Here is a 15,327-nt window from a genome sequence, read left to right on the forward strand (position 1 = left end):
ATTCATTACTGATGGCAGAGTTTTTCACTCTGCCATCACTGTTTACCCGGCGTCGCACAGCGGCGCGCGCAAAAGAGAGATGTCTTAATGAGTCGAATGACTGACGCATCCAACAGCAAGATTCAGGTTCGCGATCTGAATTTTTATTACGGTAAATTCCACGCGCTGAAAAATATTTCCCTGGATATCGCTAAGAACGAAGTCACGGCATTCATCGGCCCGTCAGGTTGTGGTAAATCCACGCTGCTGCGTACGTTCAACAAAATGTATCAGCTTTACCCTGAGCAGCATGCAGAAGGCGAAATTCTGCTCGATGGCGAAAATATTCTGGTCGATAAACAGGATATCGCGCTGCTGCGTGCCAAAGTTGGCATGGTCTTCCAGAAACCGACGCCGTTCCCGATGTCGATTTACGACAACATCGCGTTTGGTGTCCGTCTGTTTGAAAAACTTTCCCGTACGGACATGGATGAGCGCGTGCAATGGGCGCTGACCAAAGCCGCTTTGTGGAATGAATCCAAAGACAAGCTGCACCAGAGCGGTTACAGCCTGTCCGGCGGCCAGCAACAGCGTCTGTGCATTGCGCGCGGCATTGCTATCCGCCCTGATGTTCTCCTGCTTGATGAACCATGTTCGGCGCTGGACCCAATTTCAACCGGCCGTATCGAAGAGCTGATCACCGAGCTAAAATCTGATTACACCGTGGTGATCGTGACCCACAACATGCAGCAGGCTGCGCGTTGTTCAGACCGCACTGCGTTTATGTATCTGGGTGAGCTGATCGAATACAGTGACACTGACTCGCTGTTTACTTCGCCAGCGCGCAAACAGACTGAAGATTACATTACTGGCCGCTACGGTTGAGGTAAGAACGATGGACAACCTGAACTTAAATAAACACATTTCCGGCCAGTTTAACGCCGAGCTCGAGCACATCCGTACACAGGTTCTGGCGATGGGTGGGCTGGTTGAACAGCAACTGACTGATGCGATCACCGCGATGCACAATCAGGATGCCGAACTGGCGCAGCGCGTCATCAAAGGTGATGACAAAGTTAACCTGATGGAAGTGGCGATTGACGAAGCGTGCGTGCGCATTATTGCCAAGCGCCAGCCGACCGCCAGCGATCTGCGTTTGGTGATGGCGATTATCAAAACCATTTCTGAGCTCGAACGTATCGGCGATGTGGCGGATAAAATCTGCCGCACGGCGCTGGAGAAATTCTCGCATCTGCATCAGCCGCTGCTGGTCAGCCTGGAATCTCTGGGCCGCCATACGGTAGAAATGCTGCATGACGTGCTCGACGCGTTCGCGCGTATGGATCTTGACGAAGCGGTGCGTATTTACCGTGAAGATAAGAAAGTGGATCAGGAATATGAAGGCATTGTGCGTCAGCTCATGACCTACATGATGGAAGATCCGCGTACCATTCCAAGCGTCCTGACCGCGTTGTTCTGCGCCCGTTCCATTGAGCGTATCGGCGATCGTTGCCAGAATATTTGTGAATTCATCTTCTACTTCGTGAAAGGGCAGGATTTCCGTCACGTTGGTGGCGATGCGCTGGACAAATTGCTGACAGACGGCAAAGACGCTGCGAAAGACTGATCGGTCACTGATACTCGTCATACAAAATCTTCGCCATAAAAAAGGCCTCTAACGAGGCCTTTTTGCTGTCCGCTGACGCGCTATTTCATCACATACCGCAGTGCCACCACCACTGCCAGCTGGCGATAATGCGCAACCTGCAAATCCACTTCGTCAGGGTTTTCGAACAGAGCACCGAATGTGTACTGGTTCGCGACCTGATGCACACACAGGCTGCTGATCAGCCGGTGAACGTCGCGCGCCTGGGAATCTTCCTTAAATAAATGGCTCTGTTTTCCGCGTTCGAGAATATCTTCCAGCAGCGTTAACGCCGTTTTATTGATCTCGCGGATGCTGGTGGACTGACGGATAAACCGGCCGCGCAGCATGTTTTCTGTCGACACAATGCGGATGAATTCCGGGTGAGAAACGTGAAAATCGAAGCTGGCTTCCACCAGTTTGACGATCGCCTCCGCCGGGGGAAATGACGACAAATCCAGATCCAGCTCGTGCTGGCGGATGCCGCGGTAAACGTGCTCCAGAACCAGCATGTACAGGGCTTCTTTGGTCTTGTAGTGATAGACCACCATACGTTTTGTGGTGTTGGCATTTGAGGCGATATTTTCCATACGCGCGCCCATCAGGCCGGATTCAGCGAATTCAGCCAGAGCACTGTCGAAAATGCGCTGTTTCAGTCCTATCGGATCATTTTTACGTCCCGGCGCCGGGGAACTTTGGCTGCTCAGCGTCATATCCTCATTAATAACCTCAATCTCGCCACAGAGATTAACCATTGATTCGATCAGTTACAATCTGTGCGTTCATACAAGCCGCCAACACTTGACGAATGCGGTATGAAGGTCCACTACTGTAAGTCTCGAAGCCTGACAAAAAGGACGCTATTTTGCCTGCTACCACCCGGTTACGTTCTATTGCGACAGTTTCAGTACCAGGAACTCTGCCCGAAAAACTCACCGCCATCGCGGCGGCGGGGTTTGATGGCGTAGAGATTTTTGAAGATGATTTACTCAAAAGCCCGGTCAAACCCATCGCCATCCGAAATCTGGCGGATTCGCTCGGATTACGGATTTTCCTGCTACAACCTTTCCGCGACTTTGAAGGCGTTCAGCCGGAAAAGCGTAATGAGAAGTTTGCCAGCGCGCGCCGGCAATTTGATCTGATGAATGAACTGGGGTGCGACCGCTTGCTGGTGTGCAGTAATACCGACCCTGAAAGTTCAGCGGAGCGCGATGTACAGATTGCCGATCTCGCCGCACTGGCGGAAATGGCGCAGCCTCATGACATCCGCATCGGCTTTGAAGCGCTGGCGTGGGGGAAACACATCAACCGTTACCGGCAGGCGTGGGATCGCGTGCGTGAAGTGAACCACCCGGCGCTGGGGATTGTGCTCGACAGCTTTCATATTCTCGCCGTGGGCGACAACCTCGACCGTCTGGATGAAGTGCCGCTGGAGAGAATCAGCTTCCTGCAACTGGCGGATGCGCCGTACAAAGACATGAACGTGCAGCAGTGGAGCCGCAGTTACCGGTGTTATCCCGGCCAGGGCGACTTGCCGCTGGTGGATTTCGTCAGCACCCTGAACCGGAAAGGTTTTACCGGTCCGTGGTCGCTGGAAATCTTCAATGATAAAACCCTGCCGCTCGCAGAGGGCCTGAGTTCCCTGACGGAACTGGAACGACGCATGCAGGCTTACGACAAAACCCTTAACGCGTAATCTGATAACCCTTTTCACGCCAGATCGCCGGCAACTCGCGCATGTCGTGGAAAGTGGTCACCAGCGGATTGTTCAGCGGCGGGTTGTGCGGATCGGCGCAGTAATAAAATACCGGGATCCCGGCGGCGATCCCGGCCTGTGCGCCCGCCACGGAATCCTCAACCAGAATGCACGCTTCCACCGGAACGTCCATCACTTCGGCGGCTTTGTATAACACCGCCGGATCGGGTTTCCAGCGCTGTAAATCGTATCCGCTGAACAGTTTGTCGCCCATGAAAGGCAGCAGACCGGTGAGGCCAAGCGAGTGCTGCATTTTGGTGACCGGGCCGTTGGAGACCACACACATCGGCACGGAAATTTGCTCCAGCAGCTCCCGTGCGCCGTCAACCGGCTCAAGTTTGCTGTCGAAAAGCCGCGCAACGTGCTGGCGGAAAATCACTTCCATCTCCTCTTTTGGCACGTCGATACCGTGCTCTTTATTGACGATCTCAACGATTTCATAAAGCTTAACGCCTTTGTATTTCTTATACATTTCGTCAAAAGAAACCGTCACGCCAAAATGTGCAAACATCTCGACATAGGCTTCGCAGCACAACATTTCACTGTCCACCAGCGTACCGTCGCAATCAAAAAAGACACATTCAACCTGTGACATACTTTCTCCCTGTGAGTGTTTCATCTATTCGCGTGGTTTATGGCACTGTACCCGAACGATAGATTTAATCCCACACATCCAGTGCTGGCGCTTTACGGCTAAAATCCTTAGGATACCCCCCGATTGTTTTTCCCCCATTTTGGAACTCACTGATGAGCACACCACACAGCAATGCTAACGGCGGAAGAGGCCTGGCTGAACGTTTATTTAAACTGACGCAGCACGGCACAACGGTACGCACCGAAACTATCGCAGGCTTAACCACCTTCCTGACCATGGTCTACATCGTTTTCGTGAACCCGCAGATTCTGGGTGTCGCGGGCATGGATAAACAGGCCGTCTTTGTGACCACCTGTCTGATTGCCGCGTTTGGCAGCATTCTGATGGGCGTGATTGCCAACCTGCCGGTTGCACTGGCGCCAGCGATGGGTCTGAACGCCTTCTTCGCCTTTGTGGTGGTGGGTGCGATGGGCGTTTCATGGCAAATCGGGATGGGCGCTATTTTCTGGGGCGCTGTTGGCCTGCTGCTGCTGACTATTTTCCGTATCCGCTACTGGATGATCGCGAACATTCCGGTCAGCCTGCGCGTGGGGATTACCGCCGGTATCGGGCTGTTCATCGGCATGATGGGGCTGAAAAACGCCGGCATTATTGTCGCGAACCCGGATACCATCGTCACCATCGGCAATCTGACATCCCACAACGTCCTGCTGGGCGTGCTGGGCTTCTTCATTATTGCCGTACTGGCGTCACGTAACTTTCACGCTTCCGTTCTGGTGTCGATCGTAGTGACCACGGGCATTGGTCTGGCGATCGGTGACGTGCATTACAACGGTTTCTGGTCGATGCCGCCGAGCATCACCACCGTCGTCGGTCAGGTTGACCTGAAAGGCGCGCTGAATATCGGTCTGGCAGGCGTAATTTTCTCCTTCATGCTGGTCAACCTGTTTGACTCCTCCGGTACGCTGATAGGCGTGACGGACAAAGCCGGTCTGGCGGATGAAAAGGGTAAATTTCCGCAGATGAAACAGGCACTGTACGTCGACAGTATTTCCTCTGTGGCGGGTGCTTTCATCGGGACATCTTCCGTTGGCGCGTATATCGAAAGTACGTCCGGCGTGTCCGTGGGGGGCCGCACCGGCCTGACCGCTGTCGTGACCGGTTTGCTGTTCCTGCTGGTGATCTTCATTTCCCCGCTGGCGGGCATGGTGCCGGAATATGCGGCAGCCGGAGCGCTAATTTATGTGGGCGTTCTGATGACCTCCAGCCTGGCGCGCGTTTCGTGGGATGACCTGACAGAAGCGGTTCCTGCTTTTGTGACGGCAGTAATGATGCCATTCAGCTTTTCCATCACAGAAGGCATTGCGCTGGGCTTCATCTCTTATGTGGTGATGAAACTGGGCACAGGCCGCTGGAGAGAGATCAGCCCGTGCGTCGTTGTTGTTGCCCTGTTGTTCGTGCTGAAAATCGCGTTTGTTGACGGTCATTAATCCGCACGCGATTTAGCGTCTGTGAATGATAAAAAAACAGCCCGCCACTTTCTGAAAGTGGCGGGCTGTTTGTATTTTAGCGGCTGAAAATTATTTGCTGACGCGGTGCGTATAGTCGGCAAATGCGGTCAGCTGGCCTCTGAGGAAATCCAGCGTCCCCTGATCGATAACTTCACCGGTTTGGGCGTCGACTTTGTTCTGAATGACGCCCCCCATAAACTCAGGCTTATTCATCACCATCGCATCGAGGAAGACCAGAATCTGACGCAGATGATACTGACAGCGTGCGCCGCCGACCGGTCCCATTGAACTGGTCTGAATCAGCACCGGTTTGCCCGCCAGTGGCTGGTCAGGCAAACGTGAAATCCAGTCGATGGCGTTCTTCAGTCCGCCGGGAACGGAATAGTTGTATTCCGGCGTCACGATGATCACACCGTCCGCCTGGCGGATTTGTTCCGCAATCGCGTTTAAATCGGCCGGAAACCCCTCTTCCTGCTGAATATCGGCATCGTACAACGGCAGAGTACCGATAGACGGTAACGCTTCAATGGTGACGCCCTCAGGCGCGACTTTCGGCAGCGTGCGCGCGACCATGGCGTTGTAAGACGCTTTACGAAGACTACCTAACAGTGTGACAAACTTCAGAGGCTTAGCTGACATGGTTAACTCCTGTTATGGATGACTCTCTGATTCTTACCTTAAACGAAAAACGGCACGTCGATATACAAGGTTTTTGAAAACATGAGTGAAGTTTTATTTGGCAGGCGGCAGGCTGGTGAACTTCATGTAATGCAGTGAATCAGATTGCTGATCAACGGACAGCGTTTGTGTGCGGGTAAAACCATTTTCCGGTTCGTAGCGCCAGCACTGTAACCGGATAATCGACGGAGACTGCGCGCATGCCCAGGTAATCGACCCTTCAATATCACTCATCACCTGCGCCTCCGGCGTGACCGTCGAACGCAGGCGGCCGGAAGCCGGATTCAGGCTGAGTGTCAGCTGGCTTTGTTCGTTCAGGCCGGACATTTTCAGCATACTTTGACGTATGCACCAAAGCTGTAGGGAGGATTCAATCGGGTCGGACTGCATGGCAATCCAGGTTTTTTCGACGGCAGAAAGTTGCAGCTGGTGCTGGGGATTAACCAGTGCGCTGCGCGCGTGAATAATTTCGAGATCAAGACCGACTTTTCCTTCGCTGCTGATCAGCACACCGACGGTGCTGCCTGCATATGCCAGGCTGAAATCGGGAAGATCGGAGGATTCAAAACTCGGGCGGCCGCTCGGCAGGGTGATGACGTTAGGAAGTTCCGCAATACCGTAAAGATAGAAAATCATTTCGGCCAGTAAAACACGACCGTTTAAAAATCGTTTTCGTTGTTTTTCGGAAAGGTGTTTTGCGGATACAACAATTTCTCTGGGCAACCGATGTGTATCGGGTTCAGCTTCCGTCACAGCCCATCTTGCAAAGTGGCACGCCATTGTTCACTCCATGATTAATGGTTCGACCGTATTTTCTCTGTATTCGTGAAGAATAACATTAAGAGAAATCATTAAAAACCGCTTAAACCCCGCGTCCGCGCACACTCTTTTTACTTTTCAGAAAGTTTTTCATAACGATAAAGCGAAAGGAATCACTGTATTAACCGCATATTGAGAAAAAATCTCATCGGGACGATGTTCTGGTTTTTCACTCATATGATCCGGGTGCCAGATATATCTACTATAGCCTCATAAAGAAACCTCAGAAAATGCCGTTATAAGTTAAGCAGCGATCTCGCTGCTTTGCCTGTGAGTACCCTAAAATGTTAAAAACAACGCAATCCCGCTTTATCGCATTGATCAGCTTGTTTTTTATTGTGCTGGTCATCGTTACGCTCATCGTGATCCAGGTCTTTATTGCTCCTCAGCTGAAACAAACAGAAAGCACTCTGGTTGCGAATCAGGTTGATGATATCGCCGTCGTTATCAACGAACGGCTGAACAAAGTGGAATCTCAGGTGCGTACCATCACTCAAACCGTCGCACAAATGGACAGCGACAGCATTGACCGGTTGCTGCCCGCGCTGGTGGATCAATACGGTGATTCCGCCGTATTTGGGGGCGGTATCTGGCCGCTGCCGAACCAGCGCGACCCGGCAAAAATCAAATTCAGCACTTTCTTTGCACGTAACAGTAATAACCAACTGACGGTAAATACCTTCTGGAACAGTGCTGAATCGCCGAATTACTTCGAGCAATCCTGGTATCTTGCCGCTTCAAAAGGCGAAAAGGGCCAGTGTGTCTGGGCGCCTGCCTACTTTGATGACGCCAGTACACAGCCGCGTACCAACTGCGCGATGCCGATTTATAAAGGCGACAAACAGTGGGGCGTTGCCACCATCGACGTGACGCTGGGTTTCTTTAACCAGCTGGTGACGGAAATGGAGAAAAAGGTTCACGCGAAGATTTATATCGTCGAGAAAGACGGCACCCTCGTCGGTACCAGCCAGTCCACGGATGAAAAGCTGCCGAAGCTGGCTTCTCTGGGCGAACAATCTCCGCTGGTGGTGCAGATCCGCAAAAGTCTCGATCAGATTGACGGGCAGGCGAATCTGGTTGCCGACTACGACAACAACGGTACGTCTCACACGATGTTCATGAGCAACATTCAGGGGCCGTGGTATATCGCCACCGATATGCCAACCAGCCAGTTGCTGACGCGGACGCATGGCATCCTGCAAAGTCTGGGTCTGGTGCAAATTCCAATGGTGATTTTGCTGCTGGTTGTGCTGATCCTGGCGATCAAAATTTTTATGCGTCAGCTGGATGCGCTGCATAAAAATATCAGCCAGCTTTCCGCTGGTGGCGCTGATCTGACCCTCCGCCTGCCAGAAAGCCGCAGTCCGGAATTCAACCGTGTAAATCAGAGCTTTAACCAGTTCCTGTCATTCCTGCAATCGATCCTCCGTCAGGTCGGCGACAGCAGTCTGGCGATCACCTCGGCATCGCGCGAAATCGCCAGCGGTAACATGGATCTCTCCGGGCGTACCGAAGAACAGGCGAGTTCGATTGTTGAAACGGCGGCGTCCATGGAACAGCTGACCAGCACCGTGAAACAGAACGCCGCCAACGCCGAAGGCGCGAACCAGCTGGCGCGCGATGCGTCTGCGGTGGCGCAGAAAGGGTCGGAAGTGGTGAAACAGGTGGTCGATACCATGGGTTCGATCACCCGTTCCTCGCACAAAATTGTCGATATCATCAGCGTGATCGACGGTATTGCTTTCCAGACCAACATTCTGGCGCTGAATGCCGCCGTTGAAGCGGCCCGTGCGGGCGAACAGGGGCGCGGATTTGCCGTCGTGGCTTCGGAAGTGCGCAGCCTGGCGCAACGTTCTGCTACGTCTGCCCGCGAAATCAAAAAACTGATTGAAGATTCCGTCGCGGATATCACCACTGGCAGCCAGCTGGTGGCAACCGCCGGAACGACGATGGATGAAGTGATGGGCGGCGTGAATAACGTGGCGACGCTGATGAACGAAATCATGTCTTCCAGTCAGGAGCAAAGCCTCGGTATCGAGCAGGTGAACGTTGCAATCACCCAGCTGGATAACGCCACTCAGCAGAATGCGGCGCTGGTGGAACAGGTTTCTGCGGCCGCTCAGGCCATGCAGGATCAGACCGTTCAGCTGGAAACCGTGGTGGCGGGCTTTAAGCTCTGATTGTTTTTTTCACTGTAAATTGAACGGTAAGTGAGCGATCACTTACCGTTTTTTTATGGAAGGAATAATCAGTAGAAATCTTTTTCTGTCATGTAGTTAATCAGACTGTTCAGTTTCGCCCGCGGGCGGAAATCGGGCAGATAAACCACATGCACGGCGCGCGGTGTGGGAATGAAAGACTCGAGAACCGGAATAAGCCTGCCGCGGAGAATATCTTCGGCCAGCAGCACCTTCGGCTGAAGCAGTAAACCGGCTCCTTCCAGCGCGGCATTGCGCAACGCATGGCCATCGTTGGAGACATACCGGCTGTTCACCGGCCACGCCGACGTGGTTTGCCCGGCGTTCGCCAGATGCCAGCCTTCACTCTGATTCCACACGGAGTGGATCAGGCACGGATGCGTTTTCAGATCTTCCGGCGATTCGGGTGTGCCGTTGCGCTGCAAATACTCCGGCGATGCGCAAATCACCATTTCATAGGGTTTCAGTGGCCTGGCGACCAGCCGGTCATCCCCGATTTCACCAATACGGATGGCGAGATCGAAATTTTCGCCGATTAAATCGACGCGGGCATTGCTCAGCACCAATTCCACTTTGACCTGAGGGTAGAGATTCAGATAACGGGCGAGCATCGGCGCAATCACGCCGGAGCCTAAAGAAACTGGCGCACTGACGCGCAGCAATCCGGTGGGAACGCTTTGCAGGCTTTCCATTGCGCTTTCCGTGAATTTCATCTGCTCCAGCACCCGTTTGCCGTTTTCATAAAACACTTCACCGGCATCGGTCAGGCTTTGCCTGCGGGTGGTGCGCTGCAACAGACGGGCATTCAGATGCTTTTCCAGCTGCTGGATATGCTTGCCGACCATCACTGCCGAGATCCCCAGCTTTTCGGCCGCAGTACTGAAATTGCCGGTTTCTACTACGCTGACAAAGACTTCAATATTTCGCAGCTTATCCACATTACAAACCCTGAGTTAGAACAGAACGAATAATACGAGTCTATATCTAACCCTGAGTTTGGTAAAAGATGAACTTACCAACAACATTGAGGAGTCTGTGATGAAAATTTTAGTGATTGGCGGGACTGGTACATTGGGGAGCGCTGTGGTGCGTGAGTTTGCCGATGATCATGAGGTGATCACTGCAGGTAAAACGCACGGTGATTTTCAGGTCGATATTACCGATGAAAGCAGCGTCCGGGCGCTTTTCAAAAACGCAGGGAAGGTCGATGCGATTATTGCCACCACCGGCAGCCTGCACTTTGGCCCGCTGACTGAAATGACCGCAGAACAATTCAATATTGGTTTGCAGGACAAACTGCTCGGGCAGGTACGTATTGCGCTGATCGGTCAGTCATTCCTGAACGAGAGGGGTTCCATCACACTGACCAGCGGGATTATTGCTGATGAACCTATCCGTCAGGGAGCAAACGCCACCACGGTAAATGCGGCTGTAGAAGGTTTTGTGCAGGGGGCGGCGATCGAACTCCCGCGTGGTATCCGCATCAACGTGGTTAGCCCGACCGTCGTGGAAGAGTCACTGAAAGCTTACGGTTCATTCTTTCCGGGTTTTGAAGCAGCACCGGCAGCACGCGTGGCGAAAGCCTATCGTCGCAGCGTGGAAGGGGCGCAGACCGGACGCGTTTATAAAGTCTGGTAAGGCTAATACGTTGAAAAAAATTAAAAACCCACATTTTACAATGTGGGTTTTGTTTGTTGCCAGGAGGGAATTATTTACCGATACAGAAACTCGAGAAAATGCGCCCCAGCAAATCATCAGATGTGAATTCGCCGGTGATTTCACTCAGTGACTGTTGTGCAAGGCGTAACTCTTCCGCCAGTAATTCACCTGCCCATGCGCCAAGCAGCTGATCTTTACCCTGAACCAGATGTTGTGCCGCGTCTTCCAGCGCCTGCAAGTGACGACGACGGGCAAGAAATCCGCCTTCCATGTTGTGATTAAAGCCCATCACCTGTTTCAGATGATCGCGCAGCAAATCCACGCCGTCGCCGGTGCGGGCAGAAAGGCGAATAAGTGAGTGACCATTCACTTCGGTTTGCCCCAGTGCTTCGGCGGTAATATCGGCTTTATTGCGTACCACGACGATAGGTAAAGAAGCGGGAAGGCGTGCCATAAACTCCGGCCAGATTTCAGCTGGTTCAGTCGCAGCCGTTGTGGTGCCGTCAACCATAAACAGCACTAAGTCTGCCTGTTCGATCTCATTCCATGCACGTTCGATACCAATGCGCTCTACTTCGTCGCTGGCTTCACGTAAACCGGCGGTATCAATAATGTGCAAAGGCATGCCGTCGAGATGAATATGCTCGCGCAGAACGTCGCGCGTGGTGCCCGCGATGTCGGTCACAATCGCCGCTTCACGACCGGCCAGCGCGTTCAGCAGGCTGGATTTACCGGCGTTCGGGCGTCCGGCAATCACCACTTTCATCCCTTCACGCAGCAGGCTGCCCTGACGGGCTTCAGCACGTACCGCATCGAGATCGCCCATCACCGTATTAAGTTTGGCTTCGATTTTGCCGTCTGACAGAAAGTCGATTTCCTCATCCGGGAAGTCGATAGCCGCTTCGACAAAGATCCGCAGGTGAGTGAGTGCTTCCACCAGATGATGAATACGGTTCGAGAATGCGCCCTGAAGCGAGTTAACCGCCGAGCGTGCGGCCTGCTCGGAGCTGGCGTCGATAAGATCGGCAATTGCTTCTGCCTGTGCCAGATCCAGCTTATCGTTGAGGAAAGCACGCTCAGAGAATTCGCCCGGACGCGCAATACGCACGTTTTCCAGCGCGATAATGCGTTTGAGCAGTAAATCGAGGATCACCGGTCCGCCGTGGCCTTGTAACTCGAGCACGTCTTCGCCGGTGAAGGAATTAGGGCCGGGGAACCACAGCGCGATGCCCTGATCCAGCGTACTGCCGTCCGCATCCTGAAATGGCAGATAGTCGGCGTAACGCGGCTTTGGCAGTTTACCTAAGACAGCCTGTGCAACATCACGCGCCGCACGGCCGGAAATGCGCAAAATGCCCACACCACCGCGGCCGGGTGGGGTGGCCTGGGCGATAATGGTATCTGAGGTGCTCATAACGTTTTTCCCATCGGGTATTTACGGATATGCAAAAGGCGATCAAATGATCGCCTTTGTTTTTTAGCATCAAGTTTAGCTGTCAGGACGGAAGCCGCCCTGACATTCACTTATGACTTTTTCTTGTCGCGGCTGTGCAGGCCGCGTTTTTCCAGCCCGCGATAAATCAGCTGCTGCTGGAGAATGGTTACCAGGTTACTGACGATGTAGTACACCACCAGACCGGACGGGAACCACAGGAAGAACACGGTGAAGATGACCGGCATGAAGGTCATGATCTTCTGCTGCATCGGGTCAGTGACGGTGGTCGGCGACATCTTCTGAATGAAGAACATCGTGATACCCATTATGACCGGCAGAATGTAGTACGGGTCTTGCGCTGACAGGTCATGGATCCACAGGATGAACGGCGCGTGGCGCAATTCAATGGAACCAGACAGCATGTAATACAGTGCCAGGAAGATTGGCATCTGAATAACCAGCGGCAGACAGCCACCCAGCGGGTTCACTTTCTCAGACTTATACAGCGCCATCATTTCCTGACTCATGCGCTGTTTGTCATCACCGATACGTTCACGCATCGCGGCCAGTTTCGGCTGCAACATGCGCATTTTCGCCATCGACGTGTACTGCGCACGGGTCAGCGGGTACATGATACCGCGCACGATGAAGGTGATAACAATGATTGAGAAGCCCCAGTTGCCGACGAAGCTGTTAATGAATTTCAACAGTTTGAACAGCGGCTGAGAAATGAACCATAACCAACCGTAATCGACTGTCAGGTCAAGGTGTGGCGCGATAGCGGCCATTTTGTCCTGAATTTCCGGGCCCACCCACAGGATTGAAGCAACCTGTTGTTGTGCGCCAGGGGCAACGGTGAACGGTGTGCCTTTAAAGCCAATCGATGAGATACCGTTGTTGGTGGTCGTGAAGAATGTGTTGGTGTCCTTCGCTGACGGGATCCACGCCGTTGCAAAATACTGCTGCAACATAGCAATCCAACCGCCCTGTGTGGTGACATTCAGCGCTTCGCTCTTATCGAACGCATACTTCTGATATTTGTCATCACTTGAAGAGTAAGCCGCACCACGGAACGTATGCAAAGCAAAGTTATTGCTGCCAGTATCGCGGTGCTTAGGCAAGTCGGTGGTTTGTTTGAGCTGGCCAAACATGGTCAGTTCAAGCGGGGCAGCTGTGGTGTTGTTGACGTTGTACTCAACATTCACTGCATAGGAGCCACGTTTGATCACGAAAGTTTTGGTAAAGATGGCACCGTTTTGAGCCGTATAGGTCATCGGGATGCGCAGTTCAGACTGGCCTTCTGCCAGAGTGAACGAATCCGAGCTGGCCTGGAACAGAGGACGTTCGCCGTTCGCCGGATTATCTGGACCATTTTTACCTGTCAGACCGCTTTGTGCCTGATAGATGAAATTAGGAGTGGTTTCCAGTAACTGGAAAGGCTGGTCAGAGCCCAAAGATGTAGGGTAAGCAGTCAGCAGAGCCTGCTCAATGTCGCCACCACGGGTGTTGATCGTTAATGACAGCACATCACTGTTAACTGTAATTAACTTGCCCTGTCCGCTACCAGGAACAGCCTGGTTAGCAGCATCACCGTTTGCAGTGTTCGCAGTCTGTTGCGTGGTCTGGTTGGCGGGTTGCGGAGCGTGGTCCGTTTGCCATGCCTGCCAGATCATGAAAGACACGAACAGCAGAGCGATGAGGAAAAGATTGCGTTGCGAATCCATCGTTAGTGTTCTCTGTTATTGTCGGTTTTCGGCGGTACGGGGTCATCACCACCTGGGTTCAAAGGATGGCATTTTAATACGCGTTTCAAAGTCAACCAACTGCCTTTTAACATGCCAAAACGACCAATTGCTTCAATACCGTATTGAGAGCAGGTTGGTCGAAAGCGGCAATGTGGCCCGAGCAACGGACTGATGAACAACTGATAACCACGTATCAGCTTTATCAGGATGCGGGAGCCTGTCGGCAATGTCGACGCCATAATTTCTCCAACGCTTCCGTCAGCGCGCGATTATCTAAATCGGCGACACCCTTCTTGGCCACAACCACAAAATCCATCGACGGCAGCGTATGCTGATTCAACCGGAAACTTTCGCGGGTAAGGCGTTTAATCCGATTGCGTTCATGTGCGCGTTTGACGTGTTTTTTTGCGACGGTGAGACCGATGCGGGGATGCCCCAGCTCGTTCAGGCGGCCGAGTATCGTAATTTGCGGCGTGCCAGCCCGTTGTGGCTGCTGGAAGACGAAAGTGAAATGACGGGGAGTTAACAAACGTAACTCCCTGGGAAAAGCGAGCTTAACCACTAAATAGGTTAGCTTTTATTACTTAGAAGCTGACAGACGGGTACGGCCTTTCGCACGACGGCGAGCCAGAACCTGACGACCATTTTTGGTGGCCATACGAGCACGGAAGCCGTGGCTACGGTTGCGCTTCAATACGGACGGTTGGAAAGTGCGTTTCATGGCGATTTCTACCTAAACTTAAATTATTACTGATCAGTAAACGCGAAGACATTTCGGCGAAAAAACGACCGGTGCCTTTGTCGCAACATATAAAGAAGCGGGATTGTAATAACTGTACAGTCCTGAGTCAATTTACATTGCCAGAAATGGTTCAAGTGTTTACCAGAATTGCCCGTGGTCACACCGCAATATCCATCTGGTTATGACCATCAGGAACACAGGCTTCACACGTAGGGCTGAGGATTATACGGACTCTGCCGCAAATCGCAAGGATCCTCGCCTGATCCTTATCCACAGGGCTGAGATCTTTCTCTCAATGTGATGAAAATTAGCTCAGCGGACTCCTATTTTTTCAGCAGAGTGATGATTACATCGCCTAATTTTAAAAGGATCGGCTAAGCTTACCCACTCGCTGACTGCTGCCTGTGGATAAAAAGGATCTAAACTGTCAGGAAGGGGAGGATCTCTGTGCCGGATTGCGTTATGATCCGCCATTCCGATCGCGATCCCGGCTGGGTGGCTTTCGACAAAAACCGCAAAAAGCGGTTCGCACGTGACTTTACGCCACTGACAGGGTGGTGAGAGA

16 protein-coding genes are annotated in these 15,327 nt (G+C 52.7%); 6 read left to right on the forward strand and 10 right to left on the reverse strand.

The window, feature by feature from the left end; genetic code table 11:
• Positions 1-96 precede the first annotated feature (96 nt).
• Together pstB and phoU are read left to right on the forward strand one after the other, a co-directional pair.
• Positions 97-864, forward strand: a complete 768-nt coding sequence (pstB, locus tag J1782_RS12530) for a phosphate ABC transporter ATP-binding protein PstB (RefSeq protein WP_013577692.1) — start codon at positions 97-99, stop codon at positions 862-864.
• A gap of 10 nt (positions 865-874) precedes the next feature.
• A complete protein-coding gene (phoU, locus tag J1782_RS12535; RefSeq protein ID WP_152323756.1) occupies positions 875-1,606 on the forward strand; it encodes a phosphate signaling complex protein PhoU in 732 nt (243 codons plus the stop codon).
• 80 nt (positions 1,607-1,686) lie between these two features.
• Here phoU and J1782_RS12540 read toward each other — a convergent pair whose 3' ends face one another.
• Positions 1,687-2,379, reverse strand: a complete 693-nt coding sequence (locus J1782_RS12540) for a TetR/AcrR family transcriptional regulator (RefSeq protein WP_152323755.1) — start codon at positions 2,377-2,379, stop codon at positions 1,687-1,689.
• 110 nt (positions 2,380-2,489) lie between these two features.
• Between J1782_RS12540 and J1782_RS12545 the strand changes: the two genes are divergently transcribed.
• Entirely contained in the window at positions 2,490-3,320 is an 831-nt protein-coding gene (locus tag J1782_RS12545; RefSeq protein WP_217153261.1) for a sugar phosphate isomerase/epimerase, read from the forward strand.
• Here J1782_RS12545 and yieH read toward each other — a convergent pair.
• Positions 3,310-3,975: a 6-phosphogluconate phosphatase gene (gene yieH, locus J1782_RS12550; RefSeq protein ID WP_152323753.1), complete on the reverse strand. Its 666-nt coding sequence runs from the start codon at positions 3,973-3,975 to the stop codon at positions 3,310-3,312. The genes J1782_RS12545 and yieH overlap by 11 nt on opposite strands.
• A gap of 152 nt (positions 3,976-4,127) precedes the next feature.
• Here yieH and J1782_RS12555 point away from each other — a divergent pair, with 152 nt between their 5' ends.
• The gene (locus J1782_RS12555) at positions 4,128-5,465 is read left to right on the forward strand and encodes an NCS2 family permease (protein WP_165060642.1); all 1,338 of its coding nucleotides are present in this window, start codon (positions 4,128-4,130) and stop codon (positions 5,463-5,465) included.
• A gap of 90 nt (positions 5,466-5,555) precedes the next feature.
• Here the strand turns inward: J1782_RS12555 and J1782_RS12560 are convergent, their stop codons facing one another.
• On the reverse strand, positions 5,556-6,125 hold the full coding sequence (locus J1782_RS12560) for an NADPH-dependent FMN reductase (RefSeq protein WP_152323751.1): 570 nt from the start codon (positions 6,123-6,125) through the stop codon (positions 5,556-5,558).
• A 93-nt stretch (positions 6,126-6,218) separates the two neighbouring features.
• A complete protein-coding gene (locus tag J1782_RS12565) occupies positions 6,219-6,944 on the reverse strand; it encodes a 4'-phosphopantetheinyl transferase superfamily protein (RefSeq protein ID WP_152323750.1) in 726 nt (241 codons plus the stop codon).
• Between the two features lie 323 nt (positions 6,945-7,267).
• Here J1782_RS12565 and J1782_RS12570 point away from each other — a divergent pair, with 323 nt between their 5' ends.
• Positions 7,268-9,163: a methyl-accepting chemotaxis protein gene (locus J1782_RS12570; protein ID WP_217153262.1), complete on the forward strand. Its 1,896-nt coding sequence runs from the start codon at positions 7,268-7,270 to the stop codon at positions 9,161-9,163.
• 68 nt (positions 9,164-9,231) lie between these two features.
• Here J1782_RS12570 and J1782_RS12575 read toward each other — a convergent pair whose 3' ends face one another.
• Positions 9,232-10,119, reverse strand: coding sequence for a LysR family transcriptional regulator (locus J1782_RS12575; RefSeq protein ID WP_217153263.1), 888 nt, complete (start codon positions 10,117-10,119; stop codon positions 9,232-9,234).
• 100 nt (positions 10,120-10,219) lie between these two features.
• Here J1782_RS12575 and J1782_RS12580 point away from each other — a divergent pair, with 100 nt between their 5' ends.
• Positions 10,220-10,819, forward strand: coding sequence for a short chain dehydrogenase (locus J1782_RS12580; protein WP_165060651.1), 600 nt, complete (start codon positions 10,220-10,222; stop codon positions 10,817-10,819).
• A gap of 70 nt (positions 10,820-10,889) precedes the next feature.
• On the opposite strand, the gene mnmE is transcribed toward J1782_RS12580, so the two are convergent.
• The 5 genes from mnmE to rpmH form a co-directional block, all read right to left on the reverse strand.
• The gene (gene mnmE, locus J1782_RS12585; RefSeq protein ID WP_165060654.1) at positions 10,890-12,254 is read right to left on the reverse strand and encodes a tRNA uridine-5-carboxymethylaminomethyl(34) synthesis GTPase MnmE; all 1,365 of its coding nucleotides are present in this window, start codon (positions 12,252-12,254) and stop codon (positions 10,890-10,892) included.
• Positions 12,255-12,364: 110 nt separating this feature from the next.
• The gene (gene yidC / locus J1782_RS12590) at positions 12,365-13,999 is read right to left on the reverse strand and encodes a membrane protein insertase YidC (RefSeq protein WP_165060657.1); all 1,635 of its coding nucleotides are present in this window, start codon (positions 13,997-13,999) and stop codon (positions 12,365-12,367) included.
• A gap of 2 nt (positions 14,000-14,001) precedes the next feature.
• Positions 14,002-14,259 carry a membrane protein insertion efficiency factor YidD gene (yidD, locus tag J1782_RS12595; RefSeq protein ID WP_095924029.1) on the reverse strand — a complete coding sequence of 86 codons (258 nt, stop codon included), beginning with the start codon at positions 14,257-14,259 and terminating at the stop codon, positions 14,002-14,004.
• On the reverse strand, positions 14,223-14,582 hold the full coding sequence (gene rnpA / locus J1782_RS12600) for a ribonuclease P protein component (RefSeq protein WP_071823635.1): 360 nt from the start codon (positions 14,580-14,582) through the stop codon (positions 14,223-14,225). The genes yidD and rnpA overlap by 37 nt, the downstream gene beginning before the upstream one ends.
• Positions 14,583-14,600: 18 nt before the next feature.
• A complete protein-coding gene (gene rpmH / locus J1782_RS12605; RefSeq protein WP_009637487.1) occupies positions 14,601-14,741 on the reverse strand; it encodes a 50S ribosomal protein L34 in 141 nt (46 codons plus the stop codon).
• Positions 14,742-15,327 lie beyond the last annotated feature (586 nt).

It is taken from the genome of Rahnella sp. BCC 1045 (assembly GCF_019049615.1).
Taxonomy (GTDB): domain Bacteria; phylum Pseudomonadota; class Gammaproteobacteria; order Enterobacterales; family Enterobacteriaceae; genus Rahnella; species Rahnella contaminans.

What these genes read in the sequence shown, in the direction of transcription:
- pstB (WP_013577692.1), top strand. Translation starts at nt 97, where the DNA reads ATGACTGACGCATCCAACAGCAAGATTCAGGTTCGCGATCTGAATTTT.
- phoU (WP_152323756.1), top strand. Translation starts at nt 875, where the DNA reads ATGGACAACCTGAACTTAAATAAACACATTTCCGGCCAGTTTAACGCC.
- J1782_RS12540 (WP_152323755.1), bottom strand. Translation starts at nt 2,379, where the DNA reads ATGGTTAATCTCTGTGGCGAGATTGAGGTTATTAATGAGGATATGACG.
- yieH (WP_152323753.1), bottom strand. Translation starts at nt 3,975, where the DNA reads ATGTCACAGGTTGAATGTGTCTTTTTTGATTGCGACGGTACGCTGGTG.
- J1782_RS12555 (WP_165060642.1), top strand. Translation starts at nt 4,128, where the DNA reads ATGAGCACACCACACAGCAATGCTAACGGCGGAAGAGGCCTGGCTGAA.
- J1782_RS12560 (WP_152323751.1), bottom strand. Translation starts at nt 6,125, where the DNA reads ATGTCAGCTAAGCCTCTGAAGTTTGTCACACTGTTAGGTAGTCTTCGT.
- J1782_RS12565 (WP_152323750.1), bottom strand. Translation starts at nt 6,944, where the DNA reads ATGGCGTGCCACTTTGCAAGATGGGCTGTGACGGAAGCTGAACCCGAT.
- J1782_RS12570 (WP_217153262.1), top strand. Translation starts at nt 7,268, where the DNA reads ATGTTAAAAACAACGCAATCCCGCTTTATCGCATTGATCAGCTTGTTT.
- J1782_RS12580 (WP_165060651.1), top strand. Translation starts at nt 10,220, where the DNA reads ATGAAAATTTTAGTGATTGGCGGGACTGGTACATTGGGGAGCGCTGTG.
- mnmE (WP_165060654.1), bottom strand. Translation starts at nt 12,254, where the DNA reads ATGAGCACCTCAGATACCATTATCGCCCAGGCCACCCCACCCGGCCGC.
- yidC (WP_165060657.1), bottom strand. Translation starts at nt 13,999, where the DNA reads ATGGATTCGCAACGCAATCTTTTCCTCATCGCTCTGCTGTTCGTGTCT.
- yidD (WP_095924029.1), bottom strand. Translation starts at nt 14,259, where the DNA reads ATGGCGTCGACATTGCCGACAGGCTCCCGCATCCTGATAAAGCTGATA.
- rpmH (WP_009637487.1), bottom strand. Translation starts at nt 14,741, where the DNA reads ATGAAACGCACTTTCCAACCGTCCGTATTGAAGCGCAACCGTAGCCAC.